Annotated in this window: 8 protein-coding genes and 1 pseudogene; 5 read left to right on the top strand and 4 right to left on the bottom strand. The window is 73.7% G+C overall.

Annotated elements, in window-relative coordinates:
- Positions 1 to 615: pseudogene (locus AAHZ94_RS04480) on the top strand (hypothetical protein); the annotation flags it as partial.
- A 350-nt stretch (positions 616 to 965) separates the two neighbouring features.
- Here AAHZ94_RS04480 and AAHZ94_RS04475 read toward each other — a convergent pair.
- Positions 966 to 1,289: a winged helix-turn-helix transcriptional regulator gene (locus AAHZ94_RS04475; protein ID WP_349990686.1), complete on the bottom strand. Its 324-nt coding sequence runs from the start codon at positions 1,287 to 1,289 to the stop codon at positions 966 to 968.
- Positions 1,290 to 1,384: 95 nt separating this feature from the next.
- Here AAHZ94_RS04475 and AAHZ94_RS04470 point away from each other — a divergent pair, with 95 nt between their 5' ends.
- Positions 1,385 to 1,993 (top strand): NAD(P)-dependent oxidoreductase, encoded by a 609-nt coding sequence (locus AAHZ94_RS04470; protein WP_349990685.1) that lies wholly within the window; start codon positions 1,385 to 1,387, stop codon positions 1,991 to 1,993.
- A gap of 401 nt (positions 1,994 to 2,394) precedes the next feature.
- Here AAHZ94_RS04470 and AAHZ94_RS04465 read toward each other — a convergent pair whose 3' ends face one another.
- On the bottom strand, positions 2,395 to 11,637 hold the full coding sequence (locus tag AAHZ94_RS04465) for a type I polyketide synthase (protein WP_349990683.1): 9,243 nt from the start codon (positions 11,635 to 11,637) through the stop codon (positions 2,395 to 2,397).
- Positions 11,638 to 12,700: 1,063 nt separating this feature from the next.
- Here AAHZ94_RS04465 and AAHZ94_RS04460 point away from each other — a divergent pair.
- Complete coding sequence (locus AAHZ94_RS04460) at positions 12,701 to 13,531, top strand: IclR family transcriptional regulator (RefSeq protein WP_349990682.1); 831 nt, start codon at positions 12,701 to 12,703, stop codon at positions 13,529 to 13,531.
- A gap of 174 nt (positions 13,532 to 13,705) precedes the next feature.
- Here AAHZ94_RS04460 and AAHZ94_RS04455 read toward each other — a convergent pair whose 3' ends face one another.
- Positions 13,706 to 13,951: a hypothetical protein gene (locus tag AAHZ94_RS04455; protein WP_349990680.1), complete on the bottom strand. Its 246-nt coding sequence runs from the start codon at positions 13,949 to 13,951 to the stop codon at positions 13,706 to 13,708.
- A 224-nt stretch (positions 13,952 to 14,175) separates the two neighbouring features.
- The gene (locus tag AAHZ94_RS04450; protein ID WP_349990679.1) at positions 14,176 to 14,412 is read right to left on the bottom strand and encodes a hypothetical protein; all 237 of its coding nucleotides are present in this window, start codon (positions 14,410 to 14,412) and stop codon (positions 14,176 to 14,178) included.
- A gap of 199 nt (positions 14,413 to 14,611) precedes the next feature.
- On the opposite strand from AAHZ94_RS04450, the gene AAHZ94_RS04445 reads away from it, so the two are divergent.
- Both AAHZ94_RS04445 and AAHZ94_RS04440 read left to right on the top strand, forming a co-directional pair.
- A complete protein-coding gene (locus AAHZ94_RS04445; protein ID WP_349990678.1) occupies positions 14,612 to 14,959 on the top strand; it encodes a DUF8825 domain-containing protein in 348 nt (115 codons plus the stop codon).
- Positions 14,960 to 15,083: 124 nt separating this feature from the next.
- Complete coding sequence (locus tag AAHZ94_RS04440; RefSeq protein WP_349990676.1) at positions 15,084 to 15,806, top strand: hypothetical protein; 723 nt, start codon at positions 15,084 to 15,086, stop codon at positions 15,804 to 15,806.
- Positions 15,807 to 16,024: the final 218 nt, after the last annotated feature.

The following is a 16,024-nucleotide window of genomic DNA, read 5'->3' as shown; positions in this document are numbered from 1 at the left end:
GACCGCATGGCCAAGGCCGGACTCACCCTGGAAACCCCCCTGGCCGAGGGCGAGAACTACACCTCACCGCTCACCCCCCCGCCCCGCCCCCGCCCCCCCCCCCCCGACCCTACAGCCCGGCATGCCGCCGAACGCGCCATGACCCGCATCTCCATGGAGAAGCCCGACCGCCCCACCTGGTGCGGAGACCGCCTCAACGCAGTGGCCGTACGCCTGGAGCGCGATCAACACCTTGACCTGGCCACCACGTGGCCTCACCTGTGGCTCATCCTGCCCGAAGAGACGCGCACCGAAATCACAGCCGCCCGCCAGGCCCTCACCCGGGCCGCCACCCTCGCCGCCTGGGCCGTGCTCTACCTCCTTCTCACCGCTTGGTGGTGGCCCGCCGCCCTCGTCGCCACCGCCATCGCCCTCACGGCCCAAGCTCGCACTCGCGCCGCCACTCACACCTATGCACTACTCCTGGAAGCCACCACGCGCGTCCACGCCCACCATCTCGCCGGCCACCTCGGGCTCGACCCCACCGGTCCCCTCACCCCCGACATCGGCGACACCCTTACCCGCTATCTGACACCCACCTCACCCCCGCCCCCCAACGAAGACCCACCACAGTGACGTCACCGGCCAGGCTCAGCGTCCACGGACTGCACTTGACCCAACTGATGGCCCAGCGTTGGCCTGCCGCCCTGCGACTCCCTGTAGCGGGCAAAGGCGTTGGTGAAGCCCTATCACCTGCTGCATGTGAACGACGCGCGGACGCTTCTCATGCCCAGTTATCGCGCGCGTCCGATGCCGTTCGCGGTTCGGCCGGCAGGGCCGGCGACCAGGATGACCCGTCTCGACGGACCCGAGTCATTGCACCTCTGTGGCCAGTCATGATTCAGCCCGACAGAGACGTGGCAGCCAGGGGCACCCCGCTCAACCCGGTGACTTCGTCACCAAGGACCGACACGTTGGCCGATCCATCACGGGGCTTCGCCTGAGCGCTCCAGGTCCAGTGCAACCGTTCTGACCGCGTCGACGATCGGCATCAACTTGCGGCCGAACGGGGTGAGCCCGTAGACCGTCGACTGCTTGCTCTTCGACTCGGTGACCCGGCTCACGACACCTGCCTCTTCGAGCCGGCGCAGGCGGTTGGTGAGAGTGACCGCGTTGACCTTCGGGATCGCTCGTTGCAGTTCGTTGAAACGCCTCTCCGAGTCACGCAGCGTCATCACGATCGCCAGCGTCCACAGGTCGCCGATGATCGACAGGATCTCCATGCACCGTGCCGTCTGAGGATCGTTCATCCGCATCATGATGCCTTCCGCGCCAGACCACTACACTAGCTTTACTGGTAAATATTCTTTAGTGGTTTCGTCTCGCGAGGAAGGTGCCCGCCACCATGAGGATCACGTTATTCGGCGCCACAGGCCGGACGGGGCGACTGCTAACGCAACTGGCCCTGGACACCGGGCACGAGGTCACCGCCTACGCCCGTACGCCCGACAAACTCCGGATCACCCACCCGAACCTGTCGATCGTCACCGGACAACTCGACAACGACGCGGCAATCCTCGAAGCGGTGCGCACGGCGGACGCCGTGATCGAGGGCGTCGGCTCCGAGAGCGAGGCGACCCGCCGGATCATCACCGCCATGGACACCGCAGGCGTGAAGCGGTTCGTGGCCGTGTCCACATGCAGCGTGCCGGACCCGAACGATCTGCCGGACACCAGGCTCAAGACCCTGGTCCACTCCGTGAAGACCGCCGCGCCCCGCGCCTACACCGAAGTACGAGCCGCAGCCCAGGCCGTACGCGCAAGCGACCTGGACTGGACGCTGGTCCGGGTGGCCAAGCTCAACGACGAGGCCGCCAGCGGAAACGTCAAGGTCGGCCACTACGGCCACGGGGCCGTGGACCTGTCCCTCTCACGCGCGGACCTGGCGGCCTTCCTCCTGACCCAGACCTCCGACGACACCTACGTGCGTAGCGCTCCGGCGATCAGCAACTGAGGCTTCGAATGCCGTGGCCGCCTCGATGGCGCACACGCAGCCAAACCCCAAGACTGTCAGTAGCGCTCATGGAACTCCTCCAGCGCCGCCCTCCTCGTTCCAGGCGAACGAGTGGCGGGCGGGGTCGCACGCGTCCCCGTCCCGAATGCCCTCGTAGGTGACGCGGAGCACACGGCCCTCGGGGAAGGGCAGGGTGTCACGGTTGTACGTCAGGGCTGGCTACTCTTCCTGTCCGATGTGATCGACCCATCAGTCTCGGCTCAATGCCCTGAGACCACGAACGGCTTTTCGGACCGCGCCGACTTGCCCGGAGCGTGGGCTCACACCTCCAAGATCATTCCACTGCCCCTTTCTGGGCTCACCTCGACTGGACTCCCGGGCAGTCAGGGCGGGACGGCCACTCAATCCCGCTGTTCAAACAGCGCGAACAGCTCATCGTCCGTGATCGACTCGCTGCCCACCTGCGCGAATGCCGCCTCCATCGCCGCCGTACGGGCCGCGGCAAGCAACTCCCTGAGCTGGGCGGTGATGCGCTCGCACTCGTCCACGTCGGTGGCGGCCGACTCGATGACCGGGCGCAGTTGGGCGAGCCGGTCCGTCACCCGGTCGCTCGACCCGTTCCCCGTACCGGCGAGGGCGCGCAGCAGATGGCTGGCGAGGGCCGCCGGGGTGGGGTGCTCGAAGGTGGCCGTGGAGGGCAGTCGGACATCGGTGGCGATGTGCAGCCGGTTGCGCAGTTCGACGCCCGCCAGCGAGTCGAAGCCGATTTCGGTGAAGCTGCTGTCCGGATCGACGGCCCCGGAATCCGTGTGCCCGAGCACGGCAGCAACCGTCTCCCGCACCAACTCCCCTACCAATGCCGCCTGTTGCTGCTCAGGCAGTCTCGCGAACTGGTGACTCCAGGACTCGGTGGGGGCAGCAGGGGTGGCGTCCTGGCGTCGGTGGGGGTTGGAGTTGGAGCGGCGTACGGGGGTGCCGACCAGTTCGCGTAGGAGGAAAGGCGCCTCGTCGTGGTCGGCCCGGAACCTGGCGAGTTGGAACGCCGCCGGGACCAGCAGCGGTTGGGGCGCGTCGAGCGCGGCATCGAGGAGGGCGAGGCCCTGCTCGACGGTGAGGGGGACGACGCCGGCCCGGGCCCAGCGGGTGCGGTCCCGGGCGGTCAGGGCTCCGCCCATGCCTTCCGGTGCGTCCCACAGGCCCCAGGCGAGTGAGGTCGCGGGCAGACCGCGCGCGGTGCGGTGCGCGGCCAGCGCATCGAGGAAGGTGTTGGCCGCGGCGTAGTTGGCCTGCCCGGGCGCTCCGGTGAGGCCGGCCAGCGAGGAGAAGAGGATGAACGCCCCGAGCGGCCGGCCCTCAGTCAGCCGGTGCAGGTGCCAGGCGGCGTCGACCTTGGGCCGCAGCACCGCAGCGATCCGCTGCGCGGTGAGGCCGTCCACGGTGCCGTCGTCCACGGTGCCGGCCGCATGGATCACGGCGGTCAGCGGGTGCTCGGCCGGTAGGGCGTCGAGCAGCTTGGACAGCGCCTCCTGGTCCGCGACATCCGCCGCCGCGACGGCCACCCGGGCCCCGTGCGCGGCGAGTTCGGCCGTCAGCTCGCGCACGCCGGGAGTGGCGGCACCGCGCCGGCTGACCAGAAGCAGATGGCGCACGCCCCGCACGGCGACCAGGTGGCGGGCGACCAGGGCACCGAGCCCACCGGTGCCACCGGTGAGCAGTACGGTGCCCGCCGGGTCGAACGCCGTCCTGGTGGCAGGAGCGGTCTCGGGGGTGGGCCTGGAACCGGTGTCGGGGCCAGGCGCTGCGGCTGGTTCGCTGCCCCCTACCGGCCCGGCCCCGTTCCGCGCGGCGGGGATCGGCTTCGGCGCCGGCGGCACGGGGGCCACCCGCGGCACGTACACCTCGCCCCCGCGCACCGCGACCTGTGGTTCACCGCTGGCGATGGCGGCGCTCAGCGCAGCGTCGCCGGCTGCTCGTTCGAGGTCGACCAGGGTGATCCGGCCCGGGTGCTCGCTCTGGGCCGAACGGATGAGGCCCCAGACCGGGGCGGCATCGAGCACGGCCACGTCCTCACCGGGGAGGACGGCCACGGCCCCGCTGGTGACGACCACCATGCGGGCATCGGCCAGTTGCCCATCGCTGAGGAACTCTCGTACGTGGTCCAGTACGCGCCCGACCGTGTGGTGCGCGGCCGGTACGGGGTCTGCTGCCGGGCCCGACGTCGAACCCGCGACCGGCACCCGGAGCAGTACGACATCGGCGGTGGAAGGGGAGTCACCGGGCGGAGAGTCGGTGGACGGAGAGTCGGTGGTGGGCGCACCGTTGAGGTGTGGGGTGTCCGCGCGGAGGTCGAGGCCCGGAGGGGCGCCGGCGTGCCGGCCCTTCGGCCGGGGTCCGCCTGGCGTGCCGGCCGCCGTCGGGTCGGCGTCTGCCCGTGGCCGTGTGGAAGCAGCGGCCTCGTCGCCCATGTGGGTCTTCTCCGCAGGGGGGTTGTCCCGCCCTCCCCCTGTGGCCGAGGCCGACCCGCCGCGCGGTGCCGGGTCGCCGTCCGCCGCGGTCGACACCGTGACATCGGCCCGTACCCGGGTCCGTACCGCGGGCGTACCGGCCGGCAGCGGCTGCCAGGTCACGGTGTACAACGGGCCGGCGTGGCTGGGCCCCGCGGACTCCAGGTGCGCCCTGCGCACCGGTCGCAGCGTGAGCGCGCCGACCGCGGCCACCGGCGCGCCGGTCTGGTCGGTGACGGTCAGGGACACGGTGTCCGGGCCGGTGGGATGGAGCCGGGCCCGCAGTTCGGTCGCACCCCGCGCGGTGAGGGTCACTTCGGCCCAGGCGAAGGGGAGACGAAGGGTGTCCGGGTCACCCTGCCGTGCGGCGGCTGCGGCGAGCGGGTGGAGAACGGCGTCCAGGAGGGCAGGGTGCAGGGTGCACCGTTCGGCGTCGTCGGCCTGCCCGGCGGCCAGTCGCACCTCGACCAGGGTGTCCCGGCCGTCCTGCCACCAGGCCGTGAGGTTGTGGAAGGCCGGGCCGTAACCGTAACCGTGGTCGGCCAGATGGGCGTAAAGGTCCGCTACGGGCATCGGCTCGGCCCCTGCCGGCGGCCAGGGTGCCGGGGTCGGTTGGAGTGGCTGCGGCTGGTCTGGTCGCCCTGTCCCCAGGGCGCCGCTGGCGTGCCGGATCCACTCCCCAGGCCCGGTGTCGGGCAGGTCCTGGCGGGCGTGGACGGCGAGCGTGCGCTGCCCCGTGGCGTCCGGGGCACCCACCGTGACCTGGAGTTGGACCGCGCCGCGGGCCGGCAGCGGCAGCGGCGCCTCCAGCGTGAGGTCAGCCACCCGTGCGACCCCGACGTGGCGCGCAGCCGCGTCCGCGAGCTCGACGAAAGCGGTGCCCGGCACCAGCACCCGGCCGGCGATGACGTGGTCGGCCAACCAGGGGTGGCTGGCCAGCGAGAGGCGTCCGGTCAGTACGGCCTCCTCGCGGCCGGCGAGCGGGAGGGCGGCGGAGAGCAGCAGGTGGTCCGTACGGTCCAGGCCGAGTCCGCGCGCGTCCGTACGGGGCGGTGGGGCGAGCCAGTAGTGGTCGCGCTGGAACGCATACGTGGGGAGCTCCACCCGGCGCCCACCGGGGAAGAAGGTCGACAGGTCCACCGGGGCGCCGACGACGTGCGCGCGGGCCAGGCCGGCGACGAGCGTCTCGGCCTCCGGCCGGCCGGCCCGTTGTAGCGGGATGGCGGTGGTCGTACGGGCGGCGGTCGTACGGACGGTGAGCGCGTCGTCGGCCATGGCGGTGAGCACGGCGTCCGGGCCGACCTCGATGAAGGTGGTGGTGCCCCGCACTTCGAGCGCCCGGACCGCGTCGCCGAACCGCACGGGCTCCCGGATCTGGCGCACCCAGTACTCCGGCGAGGTCAGTTCCGCGGCGGTGGCCTGCCGGCCGGTGACGGTGGAGATCAGCGGGCGGCTCGGCGCGCCGAGGTCGAGCCCGGCGGCCACTTCCCGGAACGGGGCGAGGGCCGCATCCATGTGCGCGGAGTGGAAGGCGTGGCTGACCCGCAGGCGGCGGGTCTTGCGTCCGCGCGCGCGCCAGTGTGCGGCGAGTGCGACGGCGGCTTCCGTGTCGCCGGAGACGACGACGGCGCTCGGCCCGTTGACCGCCGCCACCGACAACCGGCCCGCGTGCGCCACCAGGGAGTCCAGCACTTCCTGCTCCGTCGCCTGCACGGCGACCATCGCGCCCCCGGGGCGGGCCTGCTGCATCAGCCGGGCCCGGGCCGCGACCAGCGCGGCGGCGTCGGTAAGCGAGAGCACGCCGACGACATGGGCGGCGGCGAGCTCGCCGACCGAGTGCCCGGCGACTGCATCGGGGCGCAGCCCGTGATGCTCAAGGAGCCGGTGGAGCGCCACCTGATAGGCGAAGAGCGCCGGTTGGGCGTAGGCCGTCTGATGCAGCGTGGCGCCGTCCCAGTCGGGTGCGGGGCCCGCGCCCTGGTCAGGCGTCGGGCCCGTGTCCTGGCCGCCGGTGGCCGGCTGCTCGGTTGCGAACATCACCGCCCGCAACGGGCTTTCCAGATGCCGGTCGAGAGCGCTGCACGCCTCGTCCAGGGCGTACGCGAAGACGGGGTGGGTCGCATACAACTCGCTCCCCATTCCCGCACGTTGGGAGCCCTGACCGGAGAAGAGGAACGCGGTGCTGCCGGCGTGAGTGGCCGCACCGCGGATCACGTTCGGCGCGCTGTCGCCGCGCGCCAGTGCGTCGAGCCCGGCGTGGAAGTCCGTCGGGGACGTGCCGATGATGACGGCCCGCTGGTCGAAGGCGGTTCGGGTGCTGGCGAGCGAGAACCCGATGTCCGCTGCGCTTGGCCGGCCATGGCCGGCGCCCACACCACCGGCCAGACGCTCGGCAACGCCCCCGTCGGGGCTCCCGGCGGCAGCCGCGGCGGCACCGACGGAATCAGCAGTACCGGCGGTATCGACAGCGGGTACGGAGGTGGGCGCGGTGTCGGCGGTGCCGCTGCTGGGGTGGAAGTCCCGCAGCCGGGCGGCCTGGGCCCGCAGTGCGTCCTGGCTGCGTGCCGATACCGGCCAGGCCAGCGGCAGATCGGGGCCGTACGCGCGGGGGCGCGGGGGCGCGGGGACGTCCGTGGGCGGGGCGGCGCTGGGGGGTGCGGAGTTGGCTTCCGCAGCAGGGGCGGCTTCCACAGCGGGGACGGCCTCCGCCACGAGCGGCGGGACCGCGGTGGCGGATGGTTCTTCGATGACGACATGGGCGTTGGTGCCGCTGATGCCGAACGAGGAGATCGCCGCGCGGCGCGGGCGGGCGGTGCGCGGCCACGGACGGGCCTCGGTCAACAGGGCCACCGCCCCGGTGTCCCAGTCGACGTGCGGGGACGGCGCGCGCAGGTGCAGGGTTTTGGGCAGCAGGCCGTGGCGGATGGCCTGCACCATCTTGATGATGCCGCCGACGCCGGCCGCGGACTGGGTGTGTCCCAGGTTGGACTTGAGCGAGCCCAGGTAGACCGGGTCGGCCGGGTGGCGGCTGCGGCCGTAGGTGGCGAGCACCGCCTCGGCCTCGATGGGGTCGCCGAGTGCGGTGCCGGTGCCGTGCGCCTCGACCACGTCGACGTCGGCCGCCGCCAGCGGGGCGTCGGCCAGGGCCTGTCGGATCACCCGCTGCTGCGCGGGTCCGTTGGGTGCGGTGAGGCCGTTGGAGGCACCGTCCTGGTTCACCGCGGTGCCGCGCACCACGGCGAGCACCCGGTGGCCGTTGCGGTGGGCGTCCCGTACGCGTTCGAGTACGAGCAGGCCGACACCCTCGGCCCAGCCGGTGCCGTCCGCCGCCGCGTCGAAGGGCTTGCAGCGGCCGTCGGGCGCCAGGCCGCGCTGCCGGGAGAATTCGAGGAACATGCCGGGCGTCGCCATCACGGTCGCGCCGCCGGCCCGCGCGCGCCCGGTCTCGCCCTGCCGCAGCGAGCGGACCGCCAGGTGCAGGGCGACCAGCGAGGACGAACAGGCGGTGTCCACGGTGACGGCCGGCCCGGTCAGTCCGAGGTGGTAGGCGATGCGGCCGGAGAGGACGCTGGTGTGTCCGCCGGTCAGTACGTGCCCTTCCACGCCTTCGGGCGCGTCGGGCAGGCGCGGGCCGTAGGCGAGCCCGGGGCCGCCGACGAAGACGCCGGTGGCACCGTCGCGCAGGGTGGTGGGGTCGAGTCCGGCCCGCTCCGTGGCCTCCCAGGCCACTTCGAGCAGCAGCCGCTGCTGCGGGTCCATGCTGCGCGCTTCGCGCGGCGAGATGCCGAAGAACGCCGCGTCGAACCGGCCCGCGTCGTGCAGGAACCCGCCTTGTCTGGCGTAGCTCTTGCCCGGCCGCTCCGGGTCCGGGTCGTACAGGCCCTCGTCCCAACCGCGCCCGGTGGGGAAGCCGGTGATGGCGTCGCGGCCGTCGGCAACCAGGCGCCAGAGGTCGTCGGGCGAGCTGACGTCGCCCGGATAGCGGCAGGCCATGCCGACGATGGCGATGGCGTCGTCGTCGCCCGCTGCCGCCGGTGGGCTCGCCGGCCGCGCCGGGGCGGCGGGGCGCTGCCCGGTGGTGGCGTCACGGGCCAGTGCGGTGCTGAGGTGCCGTTCCAGGGCTTCGATGGTGGGGTGGTCGAAGAGCAGCGAGGAGGGCAGCCGCAGCCCGGTCGCCCGGCCGAGCCGGTTGCGCAGGTCGACGGCGCCCAGCGAGTCGAAACCGAGGTCCTTGAAGGTCCGCCGGGCGTCGACGTCGTCGGGCGCGTACGCGAGGACCTGGGAGACCTGGGCCAGGATGAGGTCGCGCACGGCCCGGTGGCGCTCGTCAGCGTCGGCCGCGGTGAGCCCCGCGCGCGCCGCTCCCGCCCCGTCCGGTGCCGGGGGCTCGGTGTGCGGCAGCGGTCGACCGAGCCAGTAGCGCTGCCGCTGGAAGGGGTAGGTGGGCAGGTCGACGCGGGTGGCGCCGGTGCCCTGGAAGGGCACGCTCCAGTCCACCTCGGTGCCGTGCACGTACGCCTCGGCGAGCGAGGTCAGGAAGCGGTACGGGCCGCTCTCGGCGCGGCGCAGGGTGCCGATGGCGGTGGAGCGCTCGGCGCCGTGGGCCTCGATGCTCTGCTCGATGCCGTGCACGAGCACGGGGTGCGGGGACAGTTCGACGAACAGGGCGTCGCCGTCGTCGAGCACCGTGTCGACGGTCTGCGCGAACCTGACGGTCTCACGGAGGTTCCGGTACCAGTACGCGGGGTCGAGTTCGGTGCCCACCACCGGCCGTGCGGTGACGGTGGAGTAGAGCGGAAGGCGTGCCGGGCGGGGCCTGATGTCGGCGAGGGCCTGTAGCAGCCGGTCGCGGACCGCTTCGACCTGGGCGGAGTGCGAGGCGTAGTCGACGGGGATGCGTCGGGCGCGTACGCCCTGGGCCGCGCAGTGGGCCAGTAGTTCGGTGACGGCCTCGGCCTCGCCGGAGACGACCACGGACGCCGGTCCGTTGACGGTGGCCAGCGAGAGCCGGCCGGGCCAGGCGGCGATCCGTTCGGTGGCCTCGTCGGGCCCGAGCGCGAGGGAAGCCATGGCGCCGCGCCCGGCGAGGGCGCCGATGACCTGGGAGCGCAGCGCCACCACCCGGGCCGCGTCGCGCAGCGAGAGCGCGCCGGCCACGCAGGCAGCGGCCGTCTCGCCCAGCGCGGCGCCGCTGACCGCCGCCGGCCCGACGCCGTGCGCCAGCCAGAGTGCGGCCAGCGAGACCATCACGGCGAACAGTGCGGGCTGGACGACGTCCACCCGCGCCAGCGAGGGCGCGCCCGGCTCCTGGCGGAGCACCGCTTCCAGGTCCCAGTCGACGAACTCGGCGAGCGCCTGCGCGCACGCCTTCATGCTGTCGGCGAACGGCGGTGCCTGGTCCCACAGTTCGGTGGCCATGCCGGTCCACTGTGAGCCTTGGCCAGGGAAGACGAAGACGACGCGGCGCGCCGGTCCCCCGGCTCCGTGGCTGGGTGGCTCGCACAGGCCGGGGGCGGGCTCGCCGCGGCCGAGGGCGGTCAGCGCCGTGCTGAAGGCGGCCCGGTCGGCGGCGACGACGACCGCCCGGTGTTCGAAGGTGGTCCGCCCGGTGGCGAGCGAGTGGCCGACATCGCGCGGGTGGGGTGCGGGTTCGCGCGCCACCCAGGCCGCCAACGAGCGTGCCTGCACGCGCAGCGCCCGCGGGCTGCGCGCGGAGACGACCCAGGGAAGCCAGGTCTCCTCCGTGGTGGGGCTCGCTTCGGCGTCGGCTGGTGGCTCGGTGGCCCGGCCCGCCGGTGGGGTCGCGGCGGTTCCGTCGAGGTGGGCGGCGCCGGCCTGCCGGGGGGCGGGTGTGGTGCGCGGTGGCTCGCCCAGCACCAGGTGACAGTTGGTGCCGCCCATGCCGAACGCGCTCACGCCGGCGACCAGCGGACGGTCAGGGTCGGGCCAGGCCGTCAACTCGCGCTGCACGGCGAGGCCGAGGGAGGCGAGGGGGATGTCGGGGTGGGCCGTGTGGAAGTTGAGGCTGGGCGGCAGCATTCGGTGGTGCAGGCTGAGCACCGTCTTGACCAGGCCGACCAGGCCCGCCGAACCCTCCAGATGGCCCACGTTGGTCTTGGCCGAACCCACCCGCAGCGCGGCGTGCGGGGAGCGCCCGCGGCCCAGTACGGCGCCGAGCGCGGCTGCTTCGACCGGGTCGCCGACGGGCGTGCCCGTGCCGTGCAGTTCGACGTACTGGGCGGCGCTCGCGGGCAGCCCCGCGCGGGCGTAGGCCAGGCGTAGGACCTGTTCCTGGGCGGCTCGGCTGGGCACGGTCAGGCCGTCGGACGCGCCGTCGTTGTTGACGGCGCTGCCGTGGACCACGCCGTAGACCCGGTCGCCGTCGGCCAGCGCGCGGCGCAGCGGTTTGAGCACGGCCACGCAGCCGCCCTCGCCGCGCACGTAGCCGTTGGCGCGGGCGTCGAAGACGTAGCAGCGGCCGTCCGGCGAGAGCGCGCCGAGTTGCTCGGAGACGGTGGTGCTCGCGCCGGACAGGATGAGGTTGACCCCGCCGACCAGGGCGAGGTCGGATTCGCCGGTGCGCAGGCTGGTGCCGGCCAAGTGCACGGCGACCAGGGCGGAGGACTGACCGGCGTCGAGGGTGAGGCTGGGGCCGCGCAGGCCGAGGTGGTACGAGACGCGGTTGGCGAGGAGGCTGCGGTGGGTGCCGGTCATGGAGTGCCGTGAGACCTCCGCCGGAGCGTCGTGGTGCAGCACCGTGGCGTAGTCGCTCCACATGGCGCCCACGTACACCCCGGTCTGGCTCTCCCGGAGGGTGTCGGCGGCGATGCCCGCGTCCTCCAGGGCCTCCCAGGCCAGTTCGAGTACGAGCCGTTGCTGGGGGTCCATGGCGATGGCCTCGCGCGGCGAGATGCCGAAGAAGGCCGGGTCGAAGCCGTCGACCTGGCCCAGGTAGCCGCCGAGCGGCCCGGTCCCGTCAGGTGTGGCGGGCAGGTGGGGTCGACGGTCCGGCGGGGCGGCGCCGATGGCGTGGCGGCCGTCGGCGAGGAGTCGCCAGAAGGCGTCGGGTCCGCTCGCCCCGGGCAGCCGACACGCCAATCCGACCACCGCGACCGGTTCTTCTCCTGTTTCGCCCGTCACCTCAGGCTCCTCCCCCGTCGTGCTGTGGATGGAGGCCGATGGGCCGAGCCGCCGGGGCCATGCGCCGTGGTAGGTCGTACGACTGCTCAGTGGTCGACTATCAGCTCTCCGTGGACCACCCCACTCCCCAGGGCGATCACTCAACGTCCTCGAACGGTCACATGGAGGCACGGTCCGGCGCACCCCCTTGGCCGGATCACATCGTCAAGTTGACCGACACGCCGAACAGTTGATCACCCACAGGAGGGACCTATGGGGTAAGCATGGCGCGGTCGCCGGCCGCCGTAGTCCGAATGTGCCACCCGAAACCACCCCGCGCCCCCGCCCGGCCCGTTCCGCGCGCCGGGCGCAACGGATGTACGGCCCCGCCCTCGCGCCGTTCCCCCGCTTCCGCGCGCCGTTCCGGAAGTCGATACCCGCCAGGTCAGCCGGGCGGGTGAACGGACGAGTCCAAGGGTGCGTACGGGCTGACGCATCGCGTCAGGCGGCGCGTCGCGGGCGGGTAGTGCCCCGCGGGCGGGCCGGCGTACACGCCGACGGCGTGGGCCGCGACGGACGCTCGCCGCGCCGCGCGCCACCCCCACGCCGCAGAGTCCGGCGGGCCGCCGCGGTCGGTTCACACGGCGATGTGGCCCGCGAGCGCCACGGGACAACGGGCGGACACCGGGTACGCGGACGGGCGCGGGTGGGCGCAGATGTGCGGATGGACTGGGCGGGCGCGGGTGCGCGTCCGTCCCCGCGCGGGCACGCACCCCACCCCCGTGTGGCCGCGCTCCCACCATCCGCCCCGTGTCGGACGGTGGCCGCCGAGCCACCAGGCGGTCCACGTCGTAACAGGTCACCCGCGCCGCGCCGACTCACCACCGCACCGCGACCGGAGCGACGTCGCCGGACGCGGTCAGGGTGATGAGGGCTCAACTACCAGGACGCATCCGCGGATTACGTGTCACGGTGAGGAACACCGATCCGGATACTGCTACATGCCGTCGGGCGCCGCAAGAGGGGCAGCGGTGCTCCCCCGGCCCCCTCGGAGGGCGCGACTTCCTGCGCTACGGTGCAGTCCATGAGCGCGGAGGAGCGGGAGGCACTGGAGCACACCGGCGATCAGGACAAGCAGGACAAGGGGGCCGCCGCGGCGGATCGGCCGGCGGGTCTGATCGGCGCGGTCGACAACGTGCTGCGGCTGCTGCGCCTCTTCGAGGACCGCCAGGTGATCCGGGTCAACCAGGTCAGTCGGGACATGGGCCTCTCCCGCTCGACCGTGCACCGGCTGCTCTCCACGCTCAGCTACCACGAGTACGTCGAGCAGGACGCGTACTCGCGCGCGTACCGCCCCGGACCGGCGCTGGTCGACATCGGCCTGTCGGTGGTGCGCAACATGGACATCCGGGCCATGGCCCGCAGTTCGCTCATCGAACTGCGCGACTTCACGGACGAGACCGTGCACCTGGCGACCCGGCGCGGCACCGAGATGCTGTACGTGGACAGCGTGGAGAGCGAGCAGACGGTGCGCGTGAGCAGCCGGATCGGCTGGAGCCTGCCGGCGCACGCCACCGCCGCCGGCAAGGTGCTGCTGGCCGAGCTCACCGAGGAGCAGTTGACCGCGCTCTACCCGTCCGAACGGCTCGACGCCCCCACGGAGCGCGCCGCGGCCACCCGTACCGAACTGCGCGGCCATCTCGCCGTCGTGCGCGAGCAGGGATACGCCGTCAATCACGCCGAGAGCGAGGACGAGGTGAGCGCGGTCGGGGTGGCGGTGCGGGACCGGTACGGGCAGGCCATCGCCGCACTGGTGACCACGGCGCCGAAGTCCCGGGCGGACGCGGCGTGGATAGCGACCACCGTGCAGGCGTCGGTGCGCGTGGCGGCCGAGCTGACCGCACGGACGGGCTAGCGGAGGGGCGGCCCGGCCGCCCTCGCACGCCAGGGCCCTCCCGTACGGCACACCTCGCGAGAGCGCGCGCGTAGAGCCACTTCCCTTCACCGGGCACGCGCCGACGAGAACGGCATGAGCCTCGCGCGGGCGCGCGCGTGCGGCTCAGGGGTCGCGGGGCGCCGTGGGGTCCCGTCACAGCACATGGTGCGGGGACCAGGTGAACTGGTCGCCGCCGACCCAGCGGACGGAGTCGGGGTCGTCCAGGTCGACGCCGTGCAGACCAAGCTGCTGAGCGATCACGATCACGTCCACCACGGACCTGGCCGTGCCGACCATCTCCCCGCCCACCTCCACCAGCCGGAACGGCGGGCTGCCCGGCTGCACGGGCAACACGACGAGCACAGGGGTGGAAATGCGCGGCACATCGCGTTCGGTCATGACTCAACGGTGCAGCCTCTCGGCCACTCGCGCACACCGGCGGCCCGTCGCGGGCGGCCACGCCCGTCCCGCCGCGGCCGGGCGGGCGCGCGCGGGGGTCGCCGCCTCGCCCGCCGGTCCCACCCACAGGCCGTACGCACCCCGCCACCTGCCAGCACGACACCGCCCCGGTTCCATGCCGGCGCAAGGCCGCGGCCCGCGGACGCAAGCAGGGACGACGCGGCTCAGCCCGGGGGCGCCGCCAGCCAGGCGTCCCGGCCGCCGCCCTGCCATTCGACCAGGTCCGGATCGTCGAGGGCGATCCGGTCCGCCGGCACTCCGGCCCGGCGCATCATGAGCGCCACCTCGTCCGGCGCCACGGCCACCCCGACGTCGCGGCCGTCGATGGTGACACGTCGGCGCCCGTCGAGCGGCGGGTAGACGACCACCCGGGGCAGCTCGCGCCGGTTCGTCTCGTCCATGCCTCCAGCCTGCGACCGCGCACCACCGTGCGCATCTCCGCACCGGCCCCGTGCGCACGGCCACGCGCGGGCGCCGGTGGCCGGATGCGGCGGTTCGGCGGTGCGAGGGCGCCGCTCGGAGCCGCTGTTCGGGGCACGGTGCGCCGCTGGCCGGCGTGGCTAGCGCCAGCTTTATTCGAACAGTCGTATCATTCTTGGCATGGCCGAATCGTTTGCGTTTCCCGAGGATCTTCTGGCGGCCCAGGAGGAGCTGCACCAGGTCCGTGCCCGCCTACTGGCGCGGTACGAGGAGCTGTCGTGGTCGGTGGAGCCCGCGGCCGGATTCGCGGACCGTGATCTGTGGCGGCCCCGCGAGCGACCGGACTCCCCCGGCTGGTCGGAGACCGAGCAGGCCGAGGTGACCCAGTTGCGCGCGCGGGAGCGGGAGCTGGCCGAGACCGTCATCACCCATCCGTACTGGGCGACGATCACCGGCCCGCAGGTGCCGGTCGGCCGCTCGGCGCTCAAGCACGCGCACGAGCGCGCGGCGGCCGATACGGACGCGTAGCACCGCGCCGGCCGGGCCCTGGCGGGCGGCCCCGCGGGAGCCGGCCGGGTGCTGCGGGCCACGACGACCCCCGAGGCGGGAAAACACACGTGCGGCCCGGCCCGAGCGATGTCAACCTTCCGGGGTGATCCCCACCGAGACGTCCCCCGTCCTGGCCGCGGCGGCGCGCAACAACGCCGACTGGTGTGCCGCCGTCTGCCACTCCCACGGCGTGCCGAGCCGCTTCGGCGACGCGGCGTGGAGCAGCGCCCGGCGCACGCCGCCGTACTACCCCGACGCCGTCACGCTGCATCCCGGTGCGGTGCCCGCCGACGTGCTGGCGGCGGTCGACACGGCCACGCCCGACTGTTCGATCAAAGACAGCTTCGCCACGCTCGACCTCGCGCCGGAAGGCTTCGTCGAGCTCTTCACCGCGCAGTGGATCCACCGCCCGGCGGATGTCGCGGCCGGCACGACGGCGCCGCCCCTGCGTGCCGAGCCAGTCACCACGGCCGCCGAGCTCCGCACCTGGCAGTCCGCCTGGCACGGCGACGAATCGGGCCCCGAGGTGTTCCGGCCGGCGCTGCTCGACCACCCGTCCGTGCGGGTGCTCGGCCTGTACCGGGGGGCCGGGCTGTGTGGTGGTGCCGTGCTGAACCTCGGCGCGGGCGTGGTCGGGCTGTCCAACCTGTTCGCGGTCGATCCGGAGGACGCCGGCGCCGTCTGGGCCGCGACGATCGCCGCAGCGGCCCGCCACTTCCCCGGCCGCCCGCTCGTCGGGTACGAGCACGGGGACGCCCTCGTACCGGCGCTCGCCAGCGGCTTCGACGTACTCGGTCAACTCCGCGTGTGGCTGCACTCATCGTGAACGACACGCGCGCGGCATGAGCGCTACGCGCGCGAGGTGAATGGGAGGAGGGACCCGGCGGCCACTGCGCCGCCGGTCGCCCGGCACAGACCAGCGGGGGGGGGGGGGGGGGGGGGGGCGGCGCCCCCCCCCCGGGCGGGGGCGGGGCGCGCCGCCCCCCCCGCCGCCCGCCCCCCCCCGCCCCGGCCCCCGCCCCCCCCGGGGGGCCGGGGGGCCCC

The sequence above is a fragment of the Streptomyces sp. HSW2009 genome (assembly GCF_040240285.1).
GTDB lineage: Bacteria > Actinomycetota > Actinomycetes > Streptomycetales > Streptomycetaceae > Streptomyces.
The sequence above is the reverse complement of the archived record's forward strand: the minus strand, read 5'-3'. Positions and strand labels throughout refer to the sequence as shown.

Excerpts from the sequence above, each read along its gene's own strand:
- AAHZ94_RS04475 (WP_349990686.1), bottom strand. The coding sequence starts at position 1,289 with ATGAACGATCCTCAGACGGCACGGTGCATGGAGATCCTGTCGATCATC.
- AAHZ94_RS04470 (WP_349990685.1), top strand. The coding sequence starts at position 1,385 with ATGAGGATCACGTTATTCGGCGCCACAGGCCGGACGGGGCGACTGCTA.
- AAHZ94_RS04460 (WP_349990682.1), top strand. The coding sequence starts at position 12,701 with ATGAGCGCGGAGGAGCGGGAGGCACTGGAGCACACCGGCGATCAGGAC.
- AAHZ94_RS04455 (WP_349990680.1), bottom strand. The coding sequence starts at position 13,951 with ATGACCGAACGCGATGTGCCGCGCATTTCCACCCCTGTGCTCGTCGTG.
- AAHZ94_RS04450 (WP_349990679.1), bottom strand. The coding sequence starts at position 14,412 with ATGGACGAGACGAACCGGCGCGAGCTGCCCCGGGTGGTCGTCTACCCG.
- AAHZ94_RS04445 (WP_349990678.1), top strand. The coding sequence starts at position 14,612 with ATGGCCGAATCGTTTGCGTTTCCCGAGGATCTTCTGGCGGCCCAGGAG.